The following is a 14,471-nucleotide window of genomic DNA, read 5'->3' on the forward strand; positions in this document are numbered from 1 at the left end:
GCCGTCCCGCGCATCGAGCCGATGGCGGCCGAGTCGCCGCTCGCCGGCTTCCGCACCCTCCTCTACAAGGAAGTGCTGCGCTTCTGGAAGGTCAGCTTCCAGACCGTCGCTGCGCCGGTCCTCAACGCGCTGCTGTTCCTGCTCATCTTCTCCCATGTGCTCGACCGCCACGTCACGGTCTACGGCGAGGTCGCCTACACCAGCTTCCTGGTGCCCGGCCTGGTGATGATGTCGGTGCTGCAGAACGCTTTCGCCAACAGCTCGTCCTCGCTGATCCAGAGCAAGATCACCGGCAACATCATCTTCGTGCTGCTGCCGCCCTTGTCCTACCGTGAGTTCTACGCCGCCTACGTGATCGCCTCGATCCTGCGGGGCTTGATGGTGGGGGCGGGCGTGCTCGCGGTGTCGGCCGCCTTCGTCGTGGTGCCGATGGCGCATCCGCTGTGGGTGCTGGGCTTTGCCGTGCTCGGCGGCGCGATCCTCGGTTCGCTCGGGGTGATCGCGGGGATCTGGGCGGAAAAGTTCGACCAGCTCGCCGCCTTCCAGAACTTCCTCATCATGCCGCTGACGATGCTGTCGGGGGTGTTCTACTCCATCCACTCGCTGCCACGGTTCTGGCAGGACGTGTCGCATTTCAACCCGTTCTTCTTCATGATCGACGGGTTCCGCTACGGTTTCTTCGGTCAATCGGACACCTCGCCCTGGCTTTCGCTCGGCGTCGTGGGCCTGTGTTTCGTCCTGCTCGCGGCGCTCACCCTGGCGATGCTCGCGCGCGGTTACAAGTTGCGTTCGTAAAGGATTCCAAATGTTCGAAGCAAGTGAAGTCAAGCGCCTGATCGAGCAGGGCCTGCCCTGCGAGCTGGTGGTCATCGAGGGCGAGGATGGTGTGCATTTTCGCGGCATCGTCGTCAGCGCTGCCTTCGAGGGCAAGATGAAGGTGCGCCAGCACCAGGCGGTGTATGCCACCCTGGGCCGCCTGATGGGTAACGAGATCCACGCCCTGCAGCTGCAGACCTTCACGCCCGCGCAGTGGGAAGAAGGCCGCGGCGAACTCGGGATGTGAGCCGCGCATGGACAGACTGCTGATCGAAGGCGGCGCCCGCCTGGCGGGCGAGATCGCCATTTCCGGCGCCAAGAACGCCGCCCTGCCCATCCTGTGCGCGGCCTTGCTGACCGCGGAGCCGGTCACCTTCACCAACGTTCCGCGTCTCAACGACATCGATACCCTGCTGGCGCTGCTCGCTCAGATGGGCGTGCGCGTCAAGCGCGAGGCCGACGTGGTGATGCTCGACGCCTCCGCGCTCGACAACCCGGTCGCACCTTACGAGATGGTCAAGACCATGCGCGCCTCCATCCTGGTGCTCGGCCCGCTGGTCGCGCGCTGCGGCGAGGCGCGGGTGTCGCTGCCCGGCGGCTGTGCAATCGGCGCGCGTCCGGTGGATCAGCACATCAAGGGCCTGCAGGCCATGGGCGCGGCGGTGGGCGTCGAGCACGGCTACGTGCATGCGACCGTGCCGCGCCTGAAGGGCGCGCGCCTGTTCACCGACATGGTGACGGTGACCGGTACCGAGAACCTGATGATGGCCGCGGCGCTGGCCGATGGCGAAACCGTGATCGAGAACGCCGCGCGCGAGCCCGAGGTGGTCGATCTCGCCAACTGCCTGGTGGCGATGGGTGCGCAGATCTCGGGCGCCGGCAGCGACGTGATCCGCATCCGCGGCGTCGAGCGGCTCCACGGCGCGACCCACCGCATCATGCCCGATCGCATCGAGACCGGTACCTACCTGTGCGCGGCGGCGGTCACCGGTGGTTCGGTGCGCCTGACCGGCACCTCGTCCTGCTACCTCGACGCGGTGATCGACAAGCTCATGGACGCCGGCTGCGAGGTGGTGTCCGAGCGCGACGCGATCCGCCTGACCGCGCCGGCACGGCTCAATGCCGTGAGCCTGCGCACCGCGCCTTATCCGGCCTTCCCGACCGACATGCAGGCGCAGTTCATGGCGCTCAATGCGGTCGCCAAGGGCGTGGCGATGATCCGCGAGACCATCTTCGAGAACCGCTTCATGCACGCGGTCGAGTTGCAGCGCCTCGGCGCCGACATCCGCATCGACGGCAACACCGCGGTGGTGCAGGGCGTGGACAGGCTGCAGGGCGCGACCGTGATGGCGACCGACCTGCGCGCGTCGGCGAGCCTGGTCGTAGCCGGCCTGGTGGCGGAGGGCGACACCACGATCGAGCGCATCTACCACCTCGATCGCGGCTACGAGCGTCTGGAGGAGAAGCTCGCCGCGCTCGGGGCGAGGGTGCGGCGGCTCGGTTGAGAGGAGTTTGAGAGCTGCGACGGCGGCATGCGCTCGCGTGCACGCGGCCGTCGTGCCGTCGCCGAACTGCGACTTGCGTCGCTCCCGCAGGGCAGCCGCGGAACGCTGCGGGAGCGCTTAGAGTTCGAACTGTCCGTTGGCTTCAGGTTGCCAGGTGACTTCCAGCACCTTCAGGCGGATTTCCTTGCCGTCGGCCGACTTCCAGTCGATCGACTGGCCGGCCGAAAGACCGAGCAGGGCGCTGCCCGCGGGCGAGAAGATCGACACGCGGTGCGCCTCGGCGTTGGCGTCCTTGGGGTAGGCCAGGGTCAGCTCGTATTCGCGGCCGGTACCTTCCTCGACGAAGCGCGCGCGGCTGTTCATCGTGATGACGTCGGCCGGCATGTCCTGCGGCTCGCGCACGTCGGCACGCTCGAGTTCCGCGCGCAGGCCGTCGAGGTCGCTGCGGCTGCGGAAGGCGGGGAGGGTGAGCAGACCCTCGAGGCGCTCGAGGTCGCTGCTGGAGACGATGATCGACGGTTTCATGGTGCGGGTTTCCTGCCTGAGGTGCGCGCCGACGCTGCGGCGAAACAAAAGAAAAGGCCGAACCGCCGCGTGCGGTTCAGCCAGTCGCGTCGAAGGTTAACAGAAGCGGCGCCGGGTTACAATGACGAGTCCCCCCGATCAAGGCTTTTCACGTGTCCAGCATCACGCTCGCCCTGTCCAAGGGCCGCATCTTCGAAGAGACCCTGCCGTTGCTCGCCGCAGCGGGCATCGTGCCCACCGACAACCCCGAGTCCTCGCGCAAGCTGATCATCGGCACCAACCGGCCGGATGTGCGCCTGGTCATCGTGCGCGCCACCGATACGCCCACCTACGTCCAGTACGGCGCCGCCGATCTCGGCATCGCCGGCAAGGACGTGCTCGTCGAGCACGGCGGTGCGGGCCTCTACCAGCCGCTCGACCTCGAGATCGCCAAGTGCCGGCTGTGCGTGGCGGTGCAGAAGGGCTTCGACTACGCCGCCGCGACCCGCCCGGGCGGGCGCATCCGCGTCGCCACCAAGTACATGAACGCGGCCAAGGCCCACTTCGCCGGCAAGGGCATGCATGTGGACCTGATCAAGCTCTACGGTTCGATGGAGCTCGCACCCCTGGTCGGGCTCGCCGACGCCATCGTCGACCTGGTGTCGACCGGCGGCACGCTGCGCGCCAACAACCTCGAAGAGGTCGAGGACATCATGCCGATCAGCTCGCGCCTGATCGTCAACCAGGCCTCGCTCAAGCTCAAGCGCGAACTGCTGCAGCCGGTGCTCGACGCCTTCGCCGGCGCGATCCAGTCCTGAGGAGTCCCTACCGATGAGCCAGACCCCGATCCGCCGCCTGGCCGCGCGCGAACCCGAATTCCTGTCCACCCTCGATGCCCTGCTCGCCTTCGAGGCCGAGGCCGACGGCCGCATCGACGCGGCGGTCACCGAGATCCTGCAGGCGGTGCGCACCACCGGCGACGCCGCGGTGGTCGAATACACCCGCCGCTTCGACGGGCTCGACGTGCAATCCATGGTCGCGCTCGAGCTGCCCAGGAGCGAGCTGCTGCTCGCGCTCGACAGCCTGCGCCCCGAGCAGCGCGAGGCGCTCACCATCGCCGCCGACCGCGTGCGCGTCTATCACGAGCGCCAGAAGGGCGAGTCGTGGGAATTCACCGAGGCCGACGGCACCCGCCTGGGCCAGAAGGTCACCCCGCTCGACCGCGTCGGCCTCTACGTGCCGGGCGGGCGCGCCTCCTACCCGAGCTCGGTGCTGATGAATGCGATCCCGGCCAAGGTCGCCGGTGTCGGCGAACTGATCATGGTCGTGCCCACCCCGCGTGGCGAGAAGAATCCGCTGGTGCTGGCGGCGGCGGCGATCACCGGCGTCGACCGCGTGTTCACCATCGGCGGCGCGCAGGCGGTGGCGGCGCTGGCCTACGGCACGCAGACCATCCCGCAGGTGGACAAGATCGTCGGCCCGGGCAATGCCTACGTGGCCGAGGCCAAGCGCCGCGTGTTCGGTACCGTCGGCATCGACATGGTCGCCGGCCCGTCTGAAGTGCTGATCATCTCCGATGGCTCCGGCCACGCCGACTGGGTGGCAATGGACCTCTTCGCCCAGGCCGAGCACGACGAGCTCGCGCAGTCCATCCTGCTGTGTACCGACGCCGGCTTCATCGACGCGGTGCACGACGCGATCGACCGCCTGCTGCCCACCATGCCGCGCCGCGACACGATCGCCAGGTCGCTTGCCAACCGCGGCGCGCTGATCCACGTCGACAGCCTGGAGCAGGCCTGCGCGCTCGCCAACCGCATCGCGCCCGAGCACCTCGAGCTGGCGCTGGAAGATGCCGAGGACTGGATCGCCCACATCCGTCACGCCGGCGCGATCTTCGTCGGCCACTGGGCGGTGGAGGCGCTCGGCGACTACTGCGCCGGTCCCAACCACGTGCTGCCGACCATGCGCAGCGCGCGTTTCTCCTCGCCGCTCGGCACCTACGACTTCCAGAAGCGCACCAGCATCGTCCACATCTCGCAGGCGGGCGCGCAGCACCTGGGCAAGGTGGCTTCCATCCTGGCCCATGGCGAGGGTCTGCAGGCGCACGCGCGCTCGGCGGAGATGCGGCTGAAGGTTTGACGCCTGCCCGCCCGGGTCCCCCGACCCGGGCGGGCAGGCGGTGTTCCCTTGTCGATCGCGGGGAGGCGGGCATGACGCTGAAGTTCGGCTGGATGGCGGCGCTGGCCCTGGCCGCCGGGGTGGCGGTGGCGGCCGAGGAGCCCATCCTCAACGTCTACAACTGGAACGACTACATCGCCGCCGACACCATCCCCGCCTTCGAGAAGGCGAGCGGGATCGAGGTGCGCTACGAACTCTACGACAGCAACGCCACGCTGCAGGGCAAGCTGCTGACCGGCGGCAGCGGCTACGACGTTGTGTACCCGAGCGTGGAGTACGCCGGCAAGCAGATCCAGGCCGGCATCTTCCAGCCACTCGACAAGTCGCGCCTGCCCAATCTCGTCCATATCGACCCGCTGATCCTCGAGGCGGTGGCGGTCGCCGACCCCGGCAACCGCTACCTCGTACCCTACATGTGGTTCACCATCGGGGTGGCGATCAACGTCGACAAGGTCATGAAGGCGCTCGACGGCAAGCTGCCCGACAACGCCTGGGACCTGCTCTTCGACCCTGCGCTGACCGCGCGCCTGAAGGGCTGCGGCATCGCGCTGATGGACGAGGCCAGCGACGTGATCCCCGCGGCCATGCTCGACGCCGGCCTCGACCCGGTGAAGATGGACCCGGCCGACATCCGCGCCGCGGTCGAGCACATCCGCCCGGTGCGCAAGGACATCCGCAGCTTCAACACTGCGCCCATCGAGCAGATGGCCAAGGGCAGCCTGTGCGTGGCGATGATGTTCTCGGGCGACGCCCGCATCGCCGCGCGGCGCGCGCAGATCGGCGGCTCCGAGGTCAGGCTGCAGTACCTGATCCCGGCCGTGGGCGCGATGATGTCGGTGGACGTGATGGCGATCCCGCGCGACGCGCCGCACCCGCATAACGCCCACCGCTGGATCGACGCGATGATGGACCCGGCCACGGTGGCGCGCATCTCCAACGAGACCTTCTACATCAGTGCCAACACCGCGGCGCTCGCGCTCACCGACGCCACGCTGCGCGACGACCCGGCGATCAACGTGCCGGAGGCGGTCAAGCGTACGCTGCGCGCCAAGCCGGTGCTCGGCAAGGACGTGCAGCGCGAGCTGACCCAGGCGCTGAACCGCTTCAAGGCGGCACGCTGAGCGGCGGGCGCAGCGGGTGATGCGATGAGCGAGCGCATGCCGCAGGATGGGCCCGAAAGCTTGGCCGGCGAGCGCGTTCATCTGCGCATCGAAAGCCTGGGAAAACGCTTCGGCGACACCTGGGCGGTGCGCGAGGTCTCGCTCGACATCGGCGAGCGCGAGATCTTCGCGCTGCTGGGCAGCTCGGGCTGCGGCAAGTCCACCTTGCTGCGCATGATCGCCGGCCTGGAGACGCCGAGTTGCGGGCGCATCCTGCTCGACGGCGAGGATCTCGCCGCGGTGCCCGCGCACCGTCGTCCGACCAACATGATGTTCCAGTCCTACGCGCTGTTCCCGCACATGACGGTGGCGGGCAACGTCGCCTTCGGCCTGCGCCAGTTGCGGCCGCGCATGGCGCGCGCGGCGATCGCGGCCCGCGTCGACGAGATGCTCGAGCTGGTGCAGATGCGCGCCTACGCCGGGCGCCGCCCACACGCGCTCTCCGGCGGACAGCAGCAGCGCGTGGCGCTGGCGCGCAGCCTGGCGCGCGAGCCGCGCCTGCTGCTGCTCGACGAGCCGCTCGCCGCGCTCGACAAGCGCATCCGCCAGCAGACCCAGTTCGAGCTCGTCGGCCTGATCCGGCGTGTGGGGGTCACGTGCATCCTCGTCACCCACGACCAGGAGGAGGCGATGACCATGGCCGACCGCATCGGCATCCTGTCCGAGGGCGGGCTGGTGCAGGTCGGCACGCCGGGTGAGATCTACGAGCGCCCCAACTGCCGCTTCAGCGCGAGCTTCATCGGTGAGACCAACCTCTTCCACGGCCGCATCGAGGGCGATCGCCTGGTCGGCGGCGAGTTTCCGCAGCCGATTCGCTTCGTGGCCACCGTTGCGCTGCAGCAGGGCGGTGAAGCCTGGCTGTCGCTGCGCCCCGAGTGCGTGCGCGTGCATCATCGCGCCGCCGGCGATGCGTGCGTGCCGGAACAGCCCGATGACAACGCCGCGCCGGCCGAGGTCGCCGAGATCGCCTATCTCGGCGGCCGCTCCATCTACCACCTGCGCCTGCCCGGCGGTGGCTCGATGATCGCCAGCGTGCCCGCGGCGCACTGGGGCGAGGCCGCGCCGCCGGCGCGCGGCGAGCCGGTGCGGGTGTCGTGGCCGGCGCCCGACGGCGTGCTGCTGCTGCGATGAAGGCGCGTCCGGCTTCTGCGCAAGGGCATGGCCGCTTCTGGGTCGGCCTGCTGCCGTGGGTGTGGATGCTGTTCTTCTTCGTGCTGCCCTTCGCGCTGATCGTGAACGTCAGCCTGTCCACGCCGGACCTCGCCGTGCCGCCCTACGTGTCGCCCTTCGCCGGCGCGGCTGTGGACGGGGCGCCGGCCTTCCGTCCCGATCCCGCCAGCTACGCTCGCCTCGGCGGCGAGCTGGCGGCACTCGGCACGCTCGCCGCGGACCGGCCCTACCTCGCCGCCTACGCCAATTCGCTCCTGCTCGCAGCGCTCACCACGCTGTGCTGCCTTGTCCTCGGCTATCCCTTCGCCTATCGTCTCGCGCGCGCGCCCGAGGCGATGCGCAACCTCCTGCTGATGCTGGTGATGCTGCCGTTCTGGACCTCCTTCCTGCTGCGCGTCTATGCGTGGATGGGTCTGCTCGACAGCAGCGAGACCGGGCTGATCAACCAGGTGCTGCTCGGCCTCGGCCTGGTGGCGGAGCCGCTGCCGCTGCTCTACAACACCGGCGCGGTGCTGGTCGGCATGGTCTACAGCTACCTGCCCTTCATGGTGCTGCCGCTCTACGCCAATCTGGTCAAGCTCGACCAGCGCCTGCCCGAGGCCGCGCGCGACCTGGGCGCGCGGCCGGCCACGGTGTTCCTGCGCATCACCCTGCCGCTGTCCTCGCGCGGCATCGTCGCCGGCTCGATGCTGGTGTTCATCCCGGCGGTGGGTGAGTTCGTCATCCCCGATCTGCTCGGCGGCGGCAGCGTGATGACGATCGGGCGCAGCATCTGGGACGACTTCGGCCCCAACCAGGACTGGCCGATGGCGGCGGCGGTCGCGGTGCTCATGGTGGCGATGCTGATCGCGCCGATCGTGCTGCTGCAGCGCCATGGGCGCGGGGCCGGGAGGGGCGAATGAACGGCGGCGGCTGGGGCGGACGGATGTGGGTGGTCGGCGTGTACGCCTTCCTCTACGTGCCCATCCTGTGCCTGATCGTGTTCTCCTTCACCGCCGGGGAGATCACCACCCGGTTCGACGGCTTCTCGCTGCGCTGGTACGCCGCGCTGGCGCGCGACGCAGAACTGCATGCGGCCGTGCTGCTGTCGCTGCGTGTCGGCGCGCTCGCCGCCACCGCCGCGGTGGTGGTCGGCACCGCCGCCGGGGTGATCCTGGTGCGCGCCGGGCCCTATCCCGGCAGTCGCTTCTTCGTCGGCATGATGAGCGCGCCGATGGTGATGCCCGAGGTGGTGGTCGGTCTGTCGCTGGTGCTGCTGTTCACCCATCCGGCGCTCGCCGTGCTGGGCGGGCGCGGGGTGGCGGCGATCTGGGTGGCGCACACCACGCTGTGCGCGGCCTACGTGGCGGTGCTGGTGGCGTCGCGCCTGCGCGAGATGGACCGCGCGCTCGAGGAGGCCGCGCTCGACCTCGGCTGTCCGCCGCTGAAGGTCTTCTTCGTGATCACCGTGCCGGTGATCGCGCCTGCGCTGGCGGCCGGCTGGCTGCTCGCGTTCACGCTGTCGATGGACGACTTCGTGCTCGCCGCGATGCTGTCCGACCCGGGCAGCACGACGCTGCCGGTGCTGGTGTTCGCGCGCCTGCACCACGGCCTCAAGCCCGAGATCAACGCGCTCGCCACGGTGATCGTGGTGGTGGTGTCGATCGCGGTGCTCCTCGCCAACCGCCTGTTGCTGGCGCCGCCGCGCGCGTCGGCGCCAGCGGTGGCGCGCGGCGGCTGATCGGCTTCAGCCGGCGAGGATCTCGCGCAGGGCCGCCACCAGAATCGCGCACTGCGCGTCGGTGCCGACGGTGATGCGCATGAACTGGTCGATGCGCGCCGCCTTGAAGTGGCGCACGATGATCGCGCGCCTGCGCAGTTCGGCGGTGAGTTCGGCGCCGTCGCGCGTCGGGTGGCGGGCGAAGATGAAGTTCGCCGCCGAGGGCAGCACCTCGAAGCCGAGCGCCTGCAGGTCGGCGACCAGCCGCGCGCGCGTCTCGATCACCTGGGCGCAGCTGGCGCGGAAGTAGTCCTCGTCCTCCACCGAGGCCACCGCGCCGGCGATCGCGAGGCGGTCGAGCGGGTAGGAGTTGAAGCTGTTCTTGACCCGCTCCAGCGCCTCGATCAGCGCCGCGTCGCCCACCGCGTAGCCCACGCGCAGGCCCGCCAGCGCGCGGCTCTTGGAGAAGGTGCGCGTGACCAGCAGGTTGGGGTGGCGATCCACCAGCGCGATCGCGCTGTCGCCGCCAAAGTCCACGTAGGCCTCGTCGACCAGCACCACGGCCTCGGGGTTGGCGGCGACGATGCGCTCGACCTCGGCGAGCGCGAGCAGCCGTCCGGTGGGTGCGTTCGGGTTGGGGAAGATGATCGCGCCGGCGCGCTCGTCGCCGCGCGGCAGGTAATCTTCCACGCGGATCGAGAAGTCCTCGGCCAGCGGCACGATGCGCGGCTGGATGTCGTACAGCCCGCAATACACCGGATAGAAGCTGTAGGTGATGTCCGGGAACCACAGCGCGCGCTCGTGCTTGAGCAGCGCCATGAAGGCGTGCGCGAGCACCTCGTCGGAGCCGTTGCCGACGAAGATCTGCTCCGGGCGCACGCCGTGATGGCGGGCGAGCGCGGCCTTGAGCGCGTCGGCGTTGGGGTCGGGGTAGAGGCGCAGGCCGTCGCCGGTGGCGGCGCGGATGGCCTCCAGCACCTTCGGCGAGGGGCCGCAGGGGTGTTCGTTGGTGTTGAGCTTGACGAGGTTGTCGAGCTTGGGCTGCTCGCCCGGCACGTAGGGGGTCAGGCCGTGGACGACGGCGCTCCAGAAGCGGCTCATGCGGGTGTCTGCGGTTGGGGTGGAACGGAGGCTTGGACGCGCACAACGCACCTTGCGGCGCATCGCGGCGAGTTCGCTGCGCGATGTTATCATGACGGGCAGACAACCCATTTTGGCCGGTAGCTCCCATGCGGCAAGCAGAAGTCACGCGCAACACCCTCGAAACCAAGATCACCGTGCGCATCGACCTCGATGGCAGCGGGCAGGGCCGGCTCGACACCGGCGTGCCCTTCTTCGACCACATGCTCGACCAGATCGTCCGCCACGGCCTGTTCGACCTCGACATCCACTGCGAGGGCGATACCCACATCGACGACCACCACACCGTAGAGGACGTCGGCATCACGCTCGGGCAGGCCTTCGCCAAGGCGCTCGGCGACAAGAAAGGGCTGCGCCGCTACGGCCATGCCTACGTGCCGCTCGACGAGGCGCTGTCGCGCGTGGTGGTCGATTTCTCCGGCCGCCCGGGGCTGCACTACTTCGTGAATTACACCCGCGCCCGCATCGGCAACTTCGACGTGGATCTGGCGCGCGAGTTCTTCCAGGGCTTCGTCAATCACGCCGGCGTCACGGTGCACATCGACAACCTGCGCGGCGACAACGCCCACCATCAGTGCGAGACCGTGTTCAAGGCCTTCGCCCGCGCGCTGCGCATGGCGGCCGAGCACGACGAGCGCGCCGCCGGGACCATCCCCTCGACCAAGGGCGCGCTCTGATTCCTCCCTTCCCGCGGTCGCGTCGCGCGGCCGCCATCCTGTCGAAAAGCGAGTCAAGCCGATGACCAGCGTGGCCATCATCGATTACGGCATGGGCAACCTGCGCTCGGTCGCCAAGGCGATCGAACACGTGGCGCCCGGTCACGAGGTCTTCGTCACCTCCGACCCGGCGCGTGTCGCCGCCGCCGAGCGGGTCGTGTTTCCGGGGCAGGGCGCGATGCCCGACTGCATGCGCGAACTCGACGCGCGCGGCCTGCGACCTGCGGTACGCGCCGCGGCGGCCGAAAAACCCTTCCTCGGCATCTGCATCGGCCAGCAGATGCTGTTCCAGCACAGCGCCGAGGGCGACGTGCCGGGCTTGGGCATCCTGTCCGGGGAGGTCGTGCGCTTTCCCGAGACCGGCATGTTCGCGGCCGACGGCAGCCGGCTCAAGGTGCCACACATGGGCTGGAACGAAGTACGTCAGTGCGGACCGCACCCGATGTGGGACGGCATCCCCGACGGCGAGCGCTTCTACTTCGTGCACAGCTACTTCGTGGTGCCTGCGGAGGCCTCGCTGACTGCGGCCGAGACCGACTATGGCGTTCGCTTTACCAGTGCGGTAGCGCGGGCTAATATCTTCGCGGCTCAGTTCCACCCCGAGAAGAGCGCCGCGGCCGGCCTGCGCCTGCTCGCCAATTTCATCCGCTGGCAGCCCTGAGCGGCCGGTGATTCCCTCTACGTTTCTCCACTGCTGATCCCGGTATGCTGCTCATTCCCGCCATCGACCTCAAGGACGGTCAATGTGTTCGCCTGAAACAGGGCGAGATGGACGACGCCACGGTGTTCTCCTCCGATCCGGGCGCCATGGCGCGCCACTGGCTCGAGGCCGGCGCGCGCCGCCTGCACCTGGTGGACCTCAACGGTGCCTTTGCCGGCAAGCCGAAGAACGGCGCCGCGATCCGTTCGATCACCGACGTCGTCGGTGACGACATCCCGGTCCAGCTCGGCGGTGGCATCCGCGACCTCGACACGATCGAGCATTACCTCGACAACGGCATCAGCTACGTCATCATCGGCACCGCCGCGGTCAAGAACCCCGGCTTCCTGCACGACGCCTGCAGCGCCTTCCCCGGCCACATCATCGTCGGCCTCGACGCCAAGGACGGCAAGGTGGCGGTGGACGGCTGGTCCAAGCTCACCGGCCACGACGTGGTCGATCTGGCGAGGAAGTTCGAGGACTATGGCGTGGAGTCGGTGATCTACACCGACATCGGCCGCGACGGCATGCTTTCGGGCGTCAATATCGAGGCCACCGTGCGCCTGGCGCGCGCGCTGCGCATCCCGGTCATCGCCAGCGGCGGCATCACCGACCTGCGCGATATCGACGCGCTGTGCGCGGTCGAGGACGAGGGCATCATGGGCGCGATCACCGGGCGCGCGATCTACGAGGGCACGCTCGACTTCGCCGCCGCGCAGGCGCGCGCGGACGAGCTCGAGGGCGCGCGCGAATGAGCTTCTCCCGCAGGGGCAGCCGATGCTAGCCAAGCGCATCATTCCCTGCCTGGACGTGAAGTCCGGGCGCGTGGTCAAGGGGGTCAATTTCGTCGAGTTGCGCGACGCCGGCGATCCGGTCGAGATCGCCCGCCGCTACGACGAGCAGGGCGCCGACGAGATCACCTTCCTCGACATCACCGCGAGCTCCGACGACCGCGACATCATCCTGCACGTGGTCGAGCAGGTCGCCGAGCAGGTCTTCATCCCGCTCACCGTCGGTGGTGGTGTGCGCGTGGTCGAGGACGTGCGCCGGCTGCTCAACGCCGGCGCCGACAAGGTCAGCATGAACACCGCGGCGGTGACCAACCCGCAGCTGGTCTTCGAGGCCGCGAGCAAGGTCGGCAGCCAGTGCATCGTGGTGGCGATCGACGCCAAGCAGACCGCGCCCGGCAAGTGGGAGGTGTTCACCCACGGCGGGCGCAACAACACCGGGCTGGACGCCATCGAGTGGGCGCGCAAGGTCGAGTCGCTGGGGGCGGGCGAGATCCTGCTCACCAGCATGGACCGCGACGGCACCAAGAGCGGCTTCGACCTCGCGCTCACGCGCGCGGTGTCGGATGCGGTGCGCATCCCGGTGATCGCCAGCGGTGGCGTCGGCACGCTCGAGCATCTCGCCGAGGGGGTCTCCGAAGGCCGCGCCGACGCGGTGCTGGCGGCGAGCATCTTCCATTTCGGACAGCACACCGTGCGCGAGGCCAAGGAGTTGATGCGCGCGCGCGGCATCGAGGTACGCTTGTGAGCACGAGCACGCGCTGGTTGAACGAAATCAAGTGGGACGAGCACGGCCTGGTGCCGGTCATCGCGCAGGAAGCCGCCACCGGCGACGTGCTGATGTTCGCCTGGATGAACCGCGAGGCGCTGCAGCGCACGGCCGAGACCGGCGAAGCCATCTACTGGTCGCGTTCGCGGCGCAAGCTGTGGCACAAGGGCGAGGAGTCCGGCCACGTGCAGAAGGTGCTGGACATGCGCATCGACTGCGACAACGACGTGGTCCTGCTCAGGATCGAGCAGGTGGGCGGGATCGCCTGCCACACCGGACGTCACAGCTGCTTCTTCCAGAAGTATTTTGCCGATGGCCGCTGGGAGGCCGTCGAGCCGGTTTTGAAAGACCCGCAGGAGATCTACAAATGATCGATATCGAAGTGCTGCACCGCGTGTCCGAGACCCTCGCCGCGCGCAAGAAGGCCGATCCGGATTCTTCCTACGTCTCCAGCCTGTACCAGAAGGGCACCGACACGATCTGCAAGAAGGTCGCCGAGGAGGCCGCCGAGACCATCATGGCGGCCAAGGACAAGGACATGCTGCACCTGGTGTGGGAAGTGACCGACCTCTGGTTCCACTCCATGGTGCTGCTCGCCCACCACGGGCTGTCCGTGGACGACGTGCTCGCCGAGTTCCGTCGCCGTGAGGGCGTGTCGGGCATCGACGAGAAGAAGTCGCGCACTGCGGAAGGTTCGCGCGCATGAGCGACTGCGTCTTCTGCCGCATCGTGCGCGGCGAGATTCCGTCGAAAAAGGTCTACGAGGACGAGCACGTCTTCGCCTTCCACGACATCCATCCCGCCGCACCCGTGCATGTGCTGGTGGTGCCCAAGGTGCACGTCGACTCGATGGCGCACCTCGACGGGGAACACGAGGCGGCGATGGGGCGTCTGATGGTTGCGGCGGGCAGGATCGCCCGCGAGCAGGGCTGTACCGACGGCTTCCGCACCATCGTCAATACCGGAAGGGTCGGCCTGCAGGAGGTGTATCATCTGCACCTGCACATTCTGGGCGGGCCCGATCCCCTGCCGCCCATGTTGAAGCGTTAAGGAGAGCGGTATGGGTTCTTTCAGCATCTGGCACTGGCTGATCGTGCTGGTCATCGTCCTTCTGGTGTTCGGCACCAAGAAGCTGCGCAACATCGGTTCCGACCTCGGTGGTGCGGTGAAGGGCTTCAAGGAAGGCATGAAGGAGGGTGATTCGGCCGGAGCGGGCGACGCCTCCCAGCAGAAGCTCGCCCAGGGCCAGACGATCGAGGGCGAGGCGCGCGAGAAGGTCGACCAGAACCGGTCCTGAGCCTCGCGTCTCGAACCAGCATCGGGGGC

At 68.7% G+C, this 14,471-nt stretch carries 19 protein-coding genes; 17 read left to right on the forward strand and 2 right to left on the reverse strand.

Annotation, left to right across the window (positions count from 1 at the left end; all coding sequences use genetic code 11):
• Nucleotides 1-21 precede the first annotated feature (21 nt).
• The 3 genes from PO78_RS13300 to murA are packed head-to-tail and all read left to right on the forward strand — an operon-like array spanning nt 22 to nt 2,321.
• On the forward strand, nt 22-795 hold the full coding sequence (locus tag PO78_RS13300) for an ABC transporter permease (RefSeq protein ID WP_004307366.1): 774 nt from the start codon (nt 22-24) through the stop codon (nt 793-795).
• 10 nt (nt 796-805) lie between these two features.
• Entirely contained in the window at nt 806-1,063 is a 258-nt protein-coding gene (locus tag PO78_RS13305; RefSeq protein WP_004307364.1) for a BolA family protein, read from the forward strand.
• 7 nt (nt 1,064-1,070) lie between these two features.
• On the forward strand, nt 1,071-2,321 hold the full coding sequence (gene murA, locus PO78_RS13310; RefSeq protein WP_004307362.1) for a UDP-N-acetylglucosamine 1-carboxyvinyltransferase: 1,251 nt from the start codon (nt 1,071-1,073) through the stop codon (nt 2,319-2,321).
• Between the two features lie 117 nt (nt 2,322-2,438).
• Here the strand turns inward: murA and rnk are convergent, their stop codons facing one another.
• Nucleotides 2,439-2,846: a nucleoside diphosphate kinase regulator gene (gene rnk / locus PO78_RS13315; RefSeq protein ID WP_004307360.1), complete on the reverse strand. Its 408-nt coding sequence runs from the start codon at nt 2,844-2,846 to the stop codon at nt 2,439-2,441.
• 152 nt (nt 2,847-2,998) lie between these two features.
• Between rnk and hisG the strand changes: the two genes are divergently transcribed.
• The 6 genes from hisG to PO78_RS13345 all read left to right on the forward strand — a co-directional run bounded on the left by hisG (nt 2,999) and on the right by PO78_RS13345 (nt 9,053).
• Nucleotides 2,999-3,643, forward strand: coding sequence for an ATP phosphoribosyltransferase (gene hisG, locus PO78_RS13320; RefSeq protein ID WP_004307358.1), 645 nt, complete (start codon nt 2,999-3,001; stop codon nt 3,641-3,643).
• Nucleotides 3,644-3,656: 13 nt separating this feature from the next.
• Complete coding sequence (gene hisD / locus PO78_RS13325) at nt 3,657-4,964, forward strand: histidinol dehydrogenase (protein ID WP_012584699.1); 1,308 nt, start codon at nt 3,657-3,659, stop codon at nt 4,962-4,964.
• A 71-nt stretch (nt 4,965-5,035) separates the two neighbouring features.
• Nucleotides 5,036-6,124 (forward strand): polyamine ABC transporter substrate-binding protein, encoded by a 1,089-nt coding sequence (locus PO78_RS13330; RefSeq protein ID WP_043744332.1) that lies wholly within the window; start codon nt 5,036-5,038, stop codon nt 6,122-6,124.
• Nucleotides 6,125-6,148: 24 nt separating this feature from the next.
• Entirely contained in the window at nt 6,149-7,294 is a 1,146-nt protein-coding gene (locus PO78_RS13335) for an ABC transporter ATP-binding protein (RefSeq protein WP_043744335.1), read from the forward strand.
• A complete protein-coding gene (locus PO78_RS13340) occupies nt 7,291-8,235 on the forward strand; it encodes an ABC transporter permease (protein WP_004307352.1) in 945 nt (314 codons plus the stop codon). Before PO78_RS13335 ends, PO78_RS13340 begins: the two co-directional genes overlap by 4 nt.
• On the forward strand, nt 8,232-9,053 hold the full coding sequence (locus PO78_RS13345; protein ID WP_004307351.1) for an ABC transporter permease subunit: 822 nt from the start codon (nt 8,232-8,234) through the stop codon (nt 9,051-9,053). Before PO78_RS13340 ends, PO78_RS13345 begins: the two co-directional genes overlap by 4 nt.
• 6 nt (nt 9,054-9,059) lie before the next feature.
• On the opposite strand, the gene hisC is transcribed toward PO78_RS13345, so the two are convergent.
• The gene (hisC, locus tag PO78_RS13350; RefSeq protein WP_004307348.1) at nt 9,060-10,133 is read right to left on the reverse strand and encodes a histidinol-phosphate transaminase; all 1,074 of its coding nucleotides are present in this window, start codon (nt 10,131-10,133) and stop codon (nt 9,060-9,062) included.
• 128 nt (nt 10,134-10,261) lie between these two features.
• On the opposite strand from hisC, the gene hisB reads away from it, so the two are divergent.
• The 8 genes from hisB to tatA all read left to right on the forward strand — a co-directional run bounded on the left by hisB (nt 10,262) and on the right by tatA (nt 14,442).
• Nucleotides 10,262-10,849 carry an imidazoleglycerol-phosphate dehydratase HisB gene (gene hisB / locus PO78_RS13355; RefSeq protein WP_004307346.1) on the forward strand — a complete coding sequence of 196 codons (588 nt, stop codon included), beginning with the start codon at nt 10,262-10,264 and terminating at the stop codon, nt 10,847-10,849.
• Nucleotides 10,850-10,910: 61 nt separating this feature from the next.
• On the forward strand, nt 10,911-11,549 hold the full coding sequence (hisH, locus tag PO78_RS13360; protein ID WP_012584702.1) for an imidazole glycerol phosphate synthase subunit HisH: 639 nt from the start codon (nt 10,911-10,913) through the stop codon (nt 11,547-11,549).
• 44 nt (nt 11,550-11,593) lie between these two features.
• Entirely contained in the window at nt 11,594-12,343 is a 750-nt protein-coding gene (gene hisA / locus PO78_RS13365) for a 1-(5-phosphoribosyl)-5-[(5-phosphoribosylamino)methylideneamino]imidazole-4-carboxamide isomerase (RefSeq protein WP_004307342.1), read from the forward strand.
• Nucleotides 12,344-12,365: 22 nt separating this feature from the next.
• Entirely contained in the window at nt 12,366-13,124 is a 759-nt protein-coding gene (hisF, locus tag PO78_RS13370) for an imidazole glycerol phosphate synthase subunit HisF (RefSeq protein WP_043744339.1), read from the forward strand.
• A complete protein-coding gene (gene hisI / locus PO78_RS13375) occupies nt 13,121-13,516 on the forward strand; it encodes a phosphoribosyl-AMP cyclohydrolase (RefSeq protein ID WP_004307338.1) in 396 nt (131 codons plus the stop codon). Before hisF ends, hisI begins: the two co-directional genes overlap by 4 nt.
• Nucleotides 13,513-13,851, forward strand: a complete 339-nt coding sequence (locus tag PO78_RS13380; protein ID WP_004307336.1) for a phosphoribosyl-ATP diphosphatase — start codon at nt 13,513-13,515, stop codon at nt 13,849-13,851. The genes hisI and PO78_RS13380 overlap by 4 nt, the downstream gene beginning before the upstream one ends.
• Nucleotides 13,848-14,195 carry a histidine triad nucleotide-binding protein gene (locus PO78_RS13385; RefSeq protein WP_004307334.1) on the forward strand — a complete coding sequence of 116 codons (348 nt, stop codon included), beginning with the start codon at nt 13,848-13,850 and terminating at the stop codon, nt 14,193-14,195. Before PO78_RS13380 ends, PO78_RS13385 begins: the two co-directional genes overlap by 4 nt.
• A 10-nt stretch (nt 14,196-14,205) precedes the next feature.
• Entirely contained in the window at nt 14,206-14,442 is a 237-nt protein-coding gene (gene tatA / locus PO78_RS13390) for a Sec-independent protein translocase subunit TatA (RefSeq protein WP_004307332.1), read from the forward strand.
• Nucleotides 14,443-14,471: the final 29 nt, after the last annotated feature.

Origin of the sequence: Thauera sp. SWB20 (assembly GCF_000831325.1) — a bacterium.
Classification (GTDB): Bacteria; Pseudomonadota; Gammaproteobacteria; order Burkholderiales; family Rhodocyclaceae; genus Thauera; species Thauera aminoaromatica.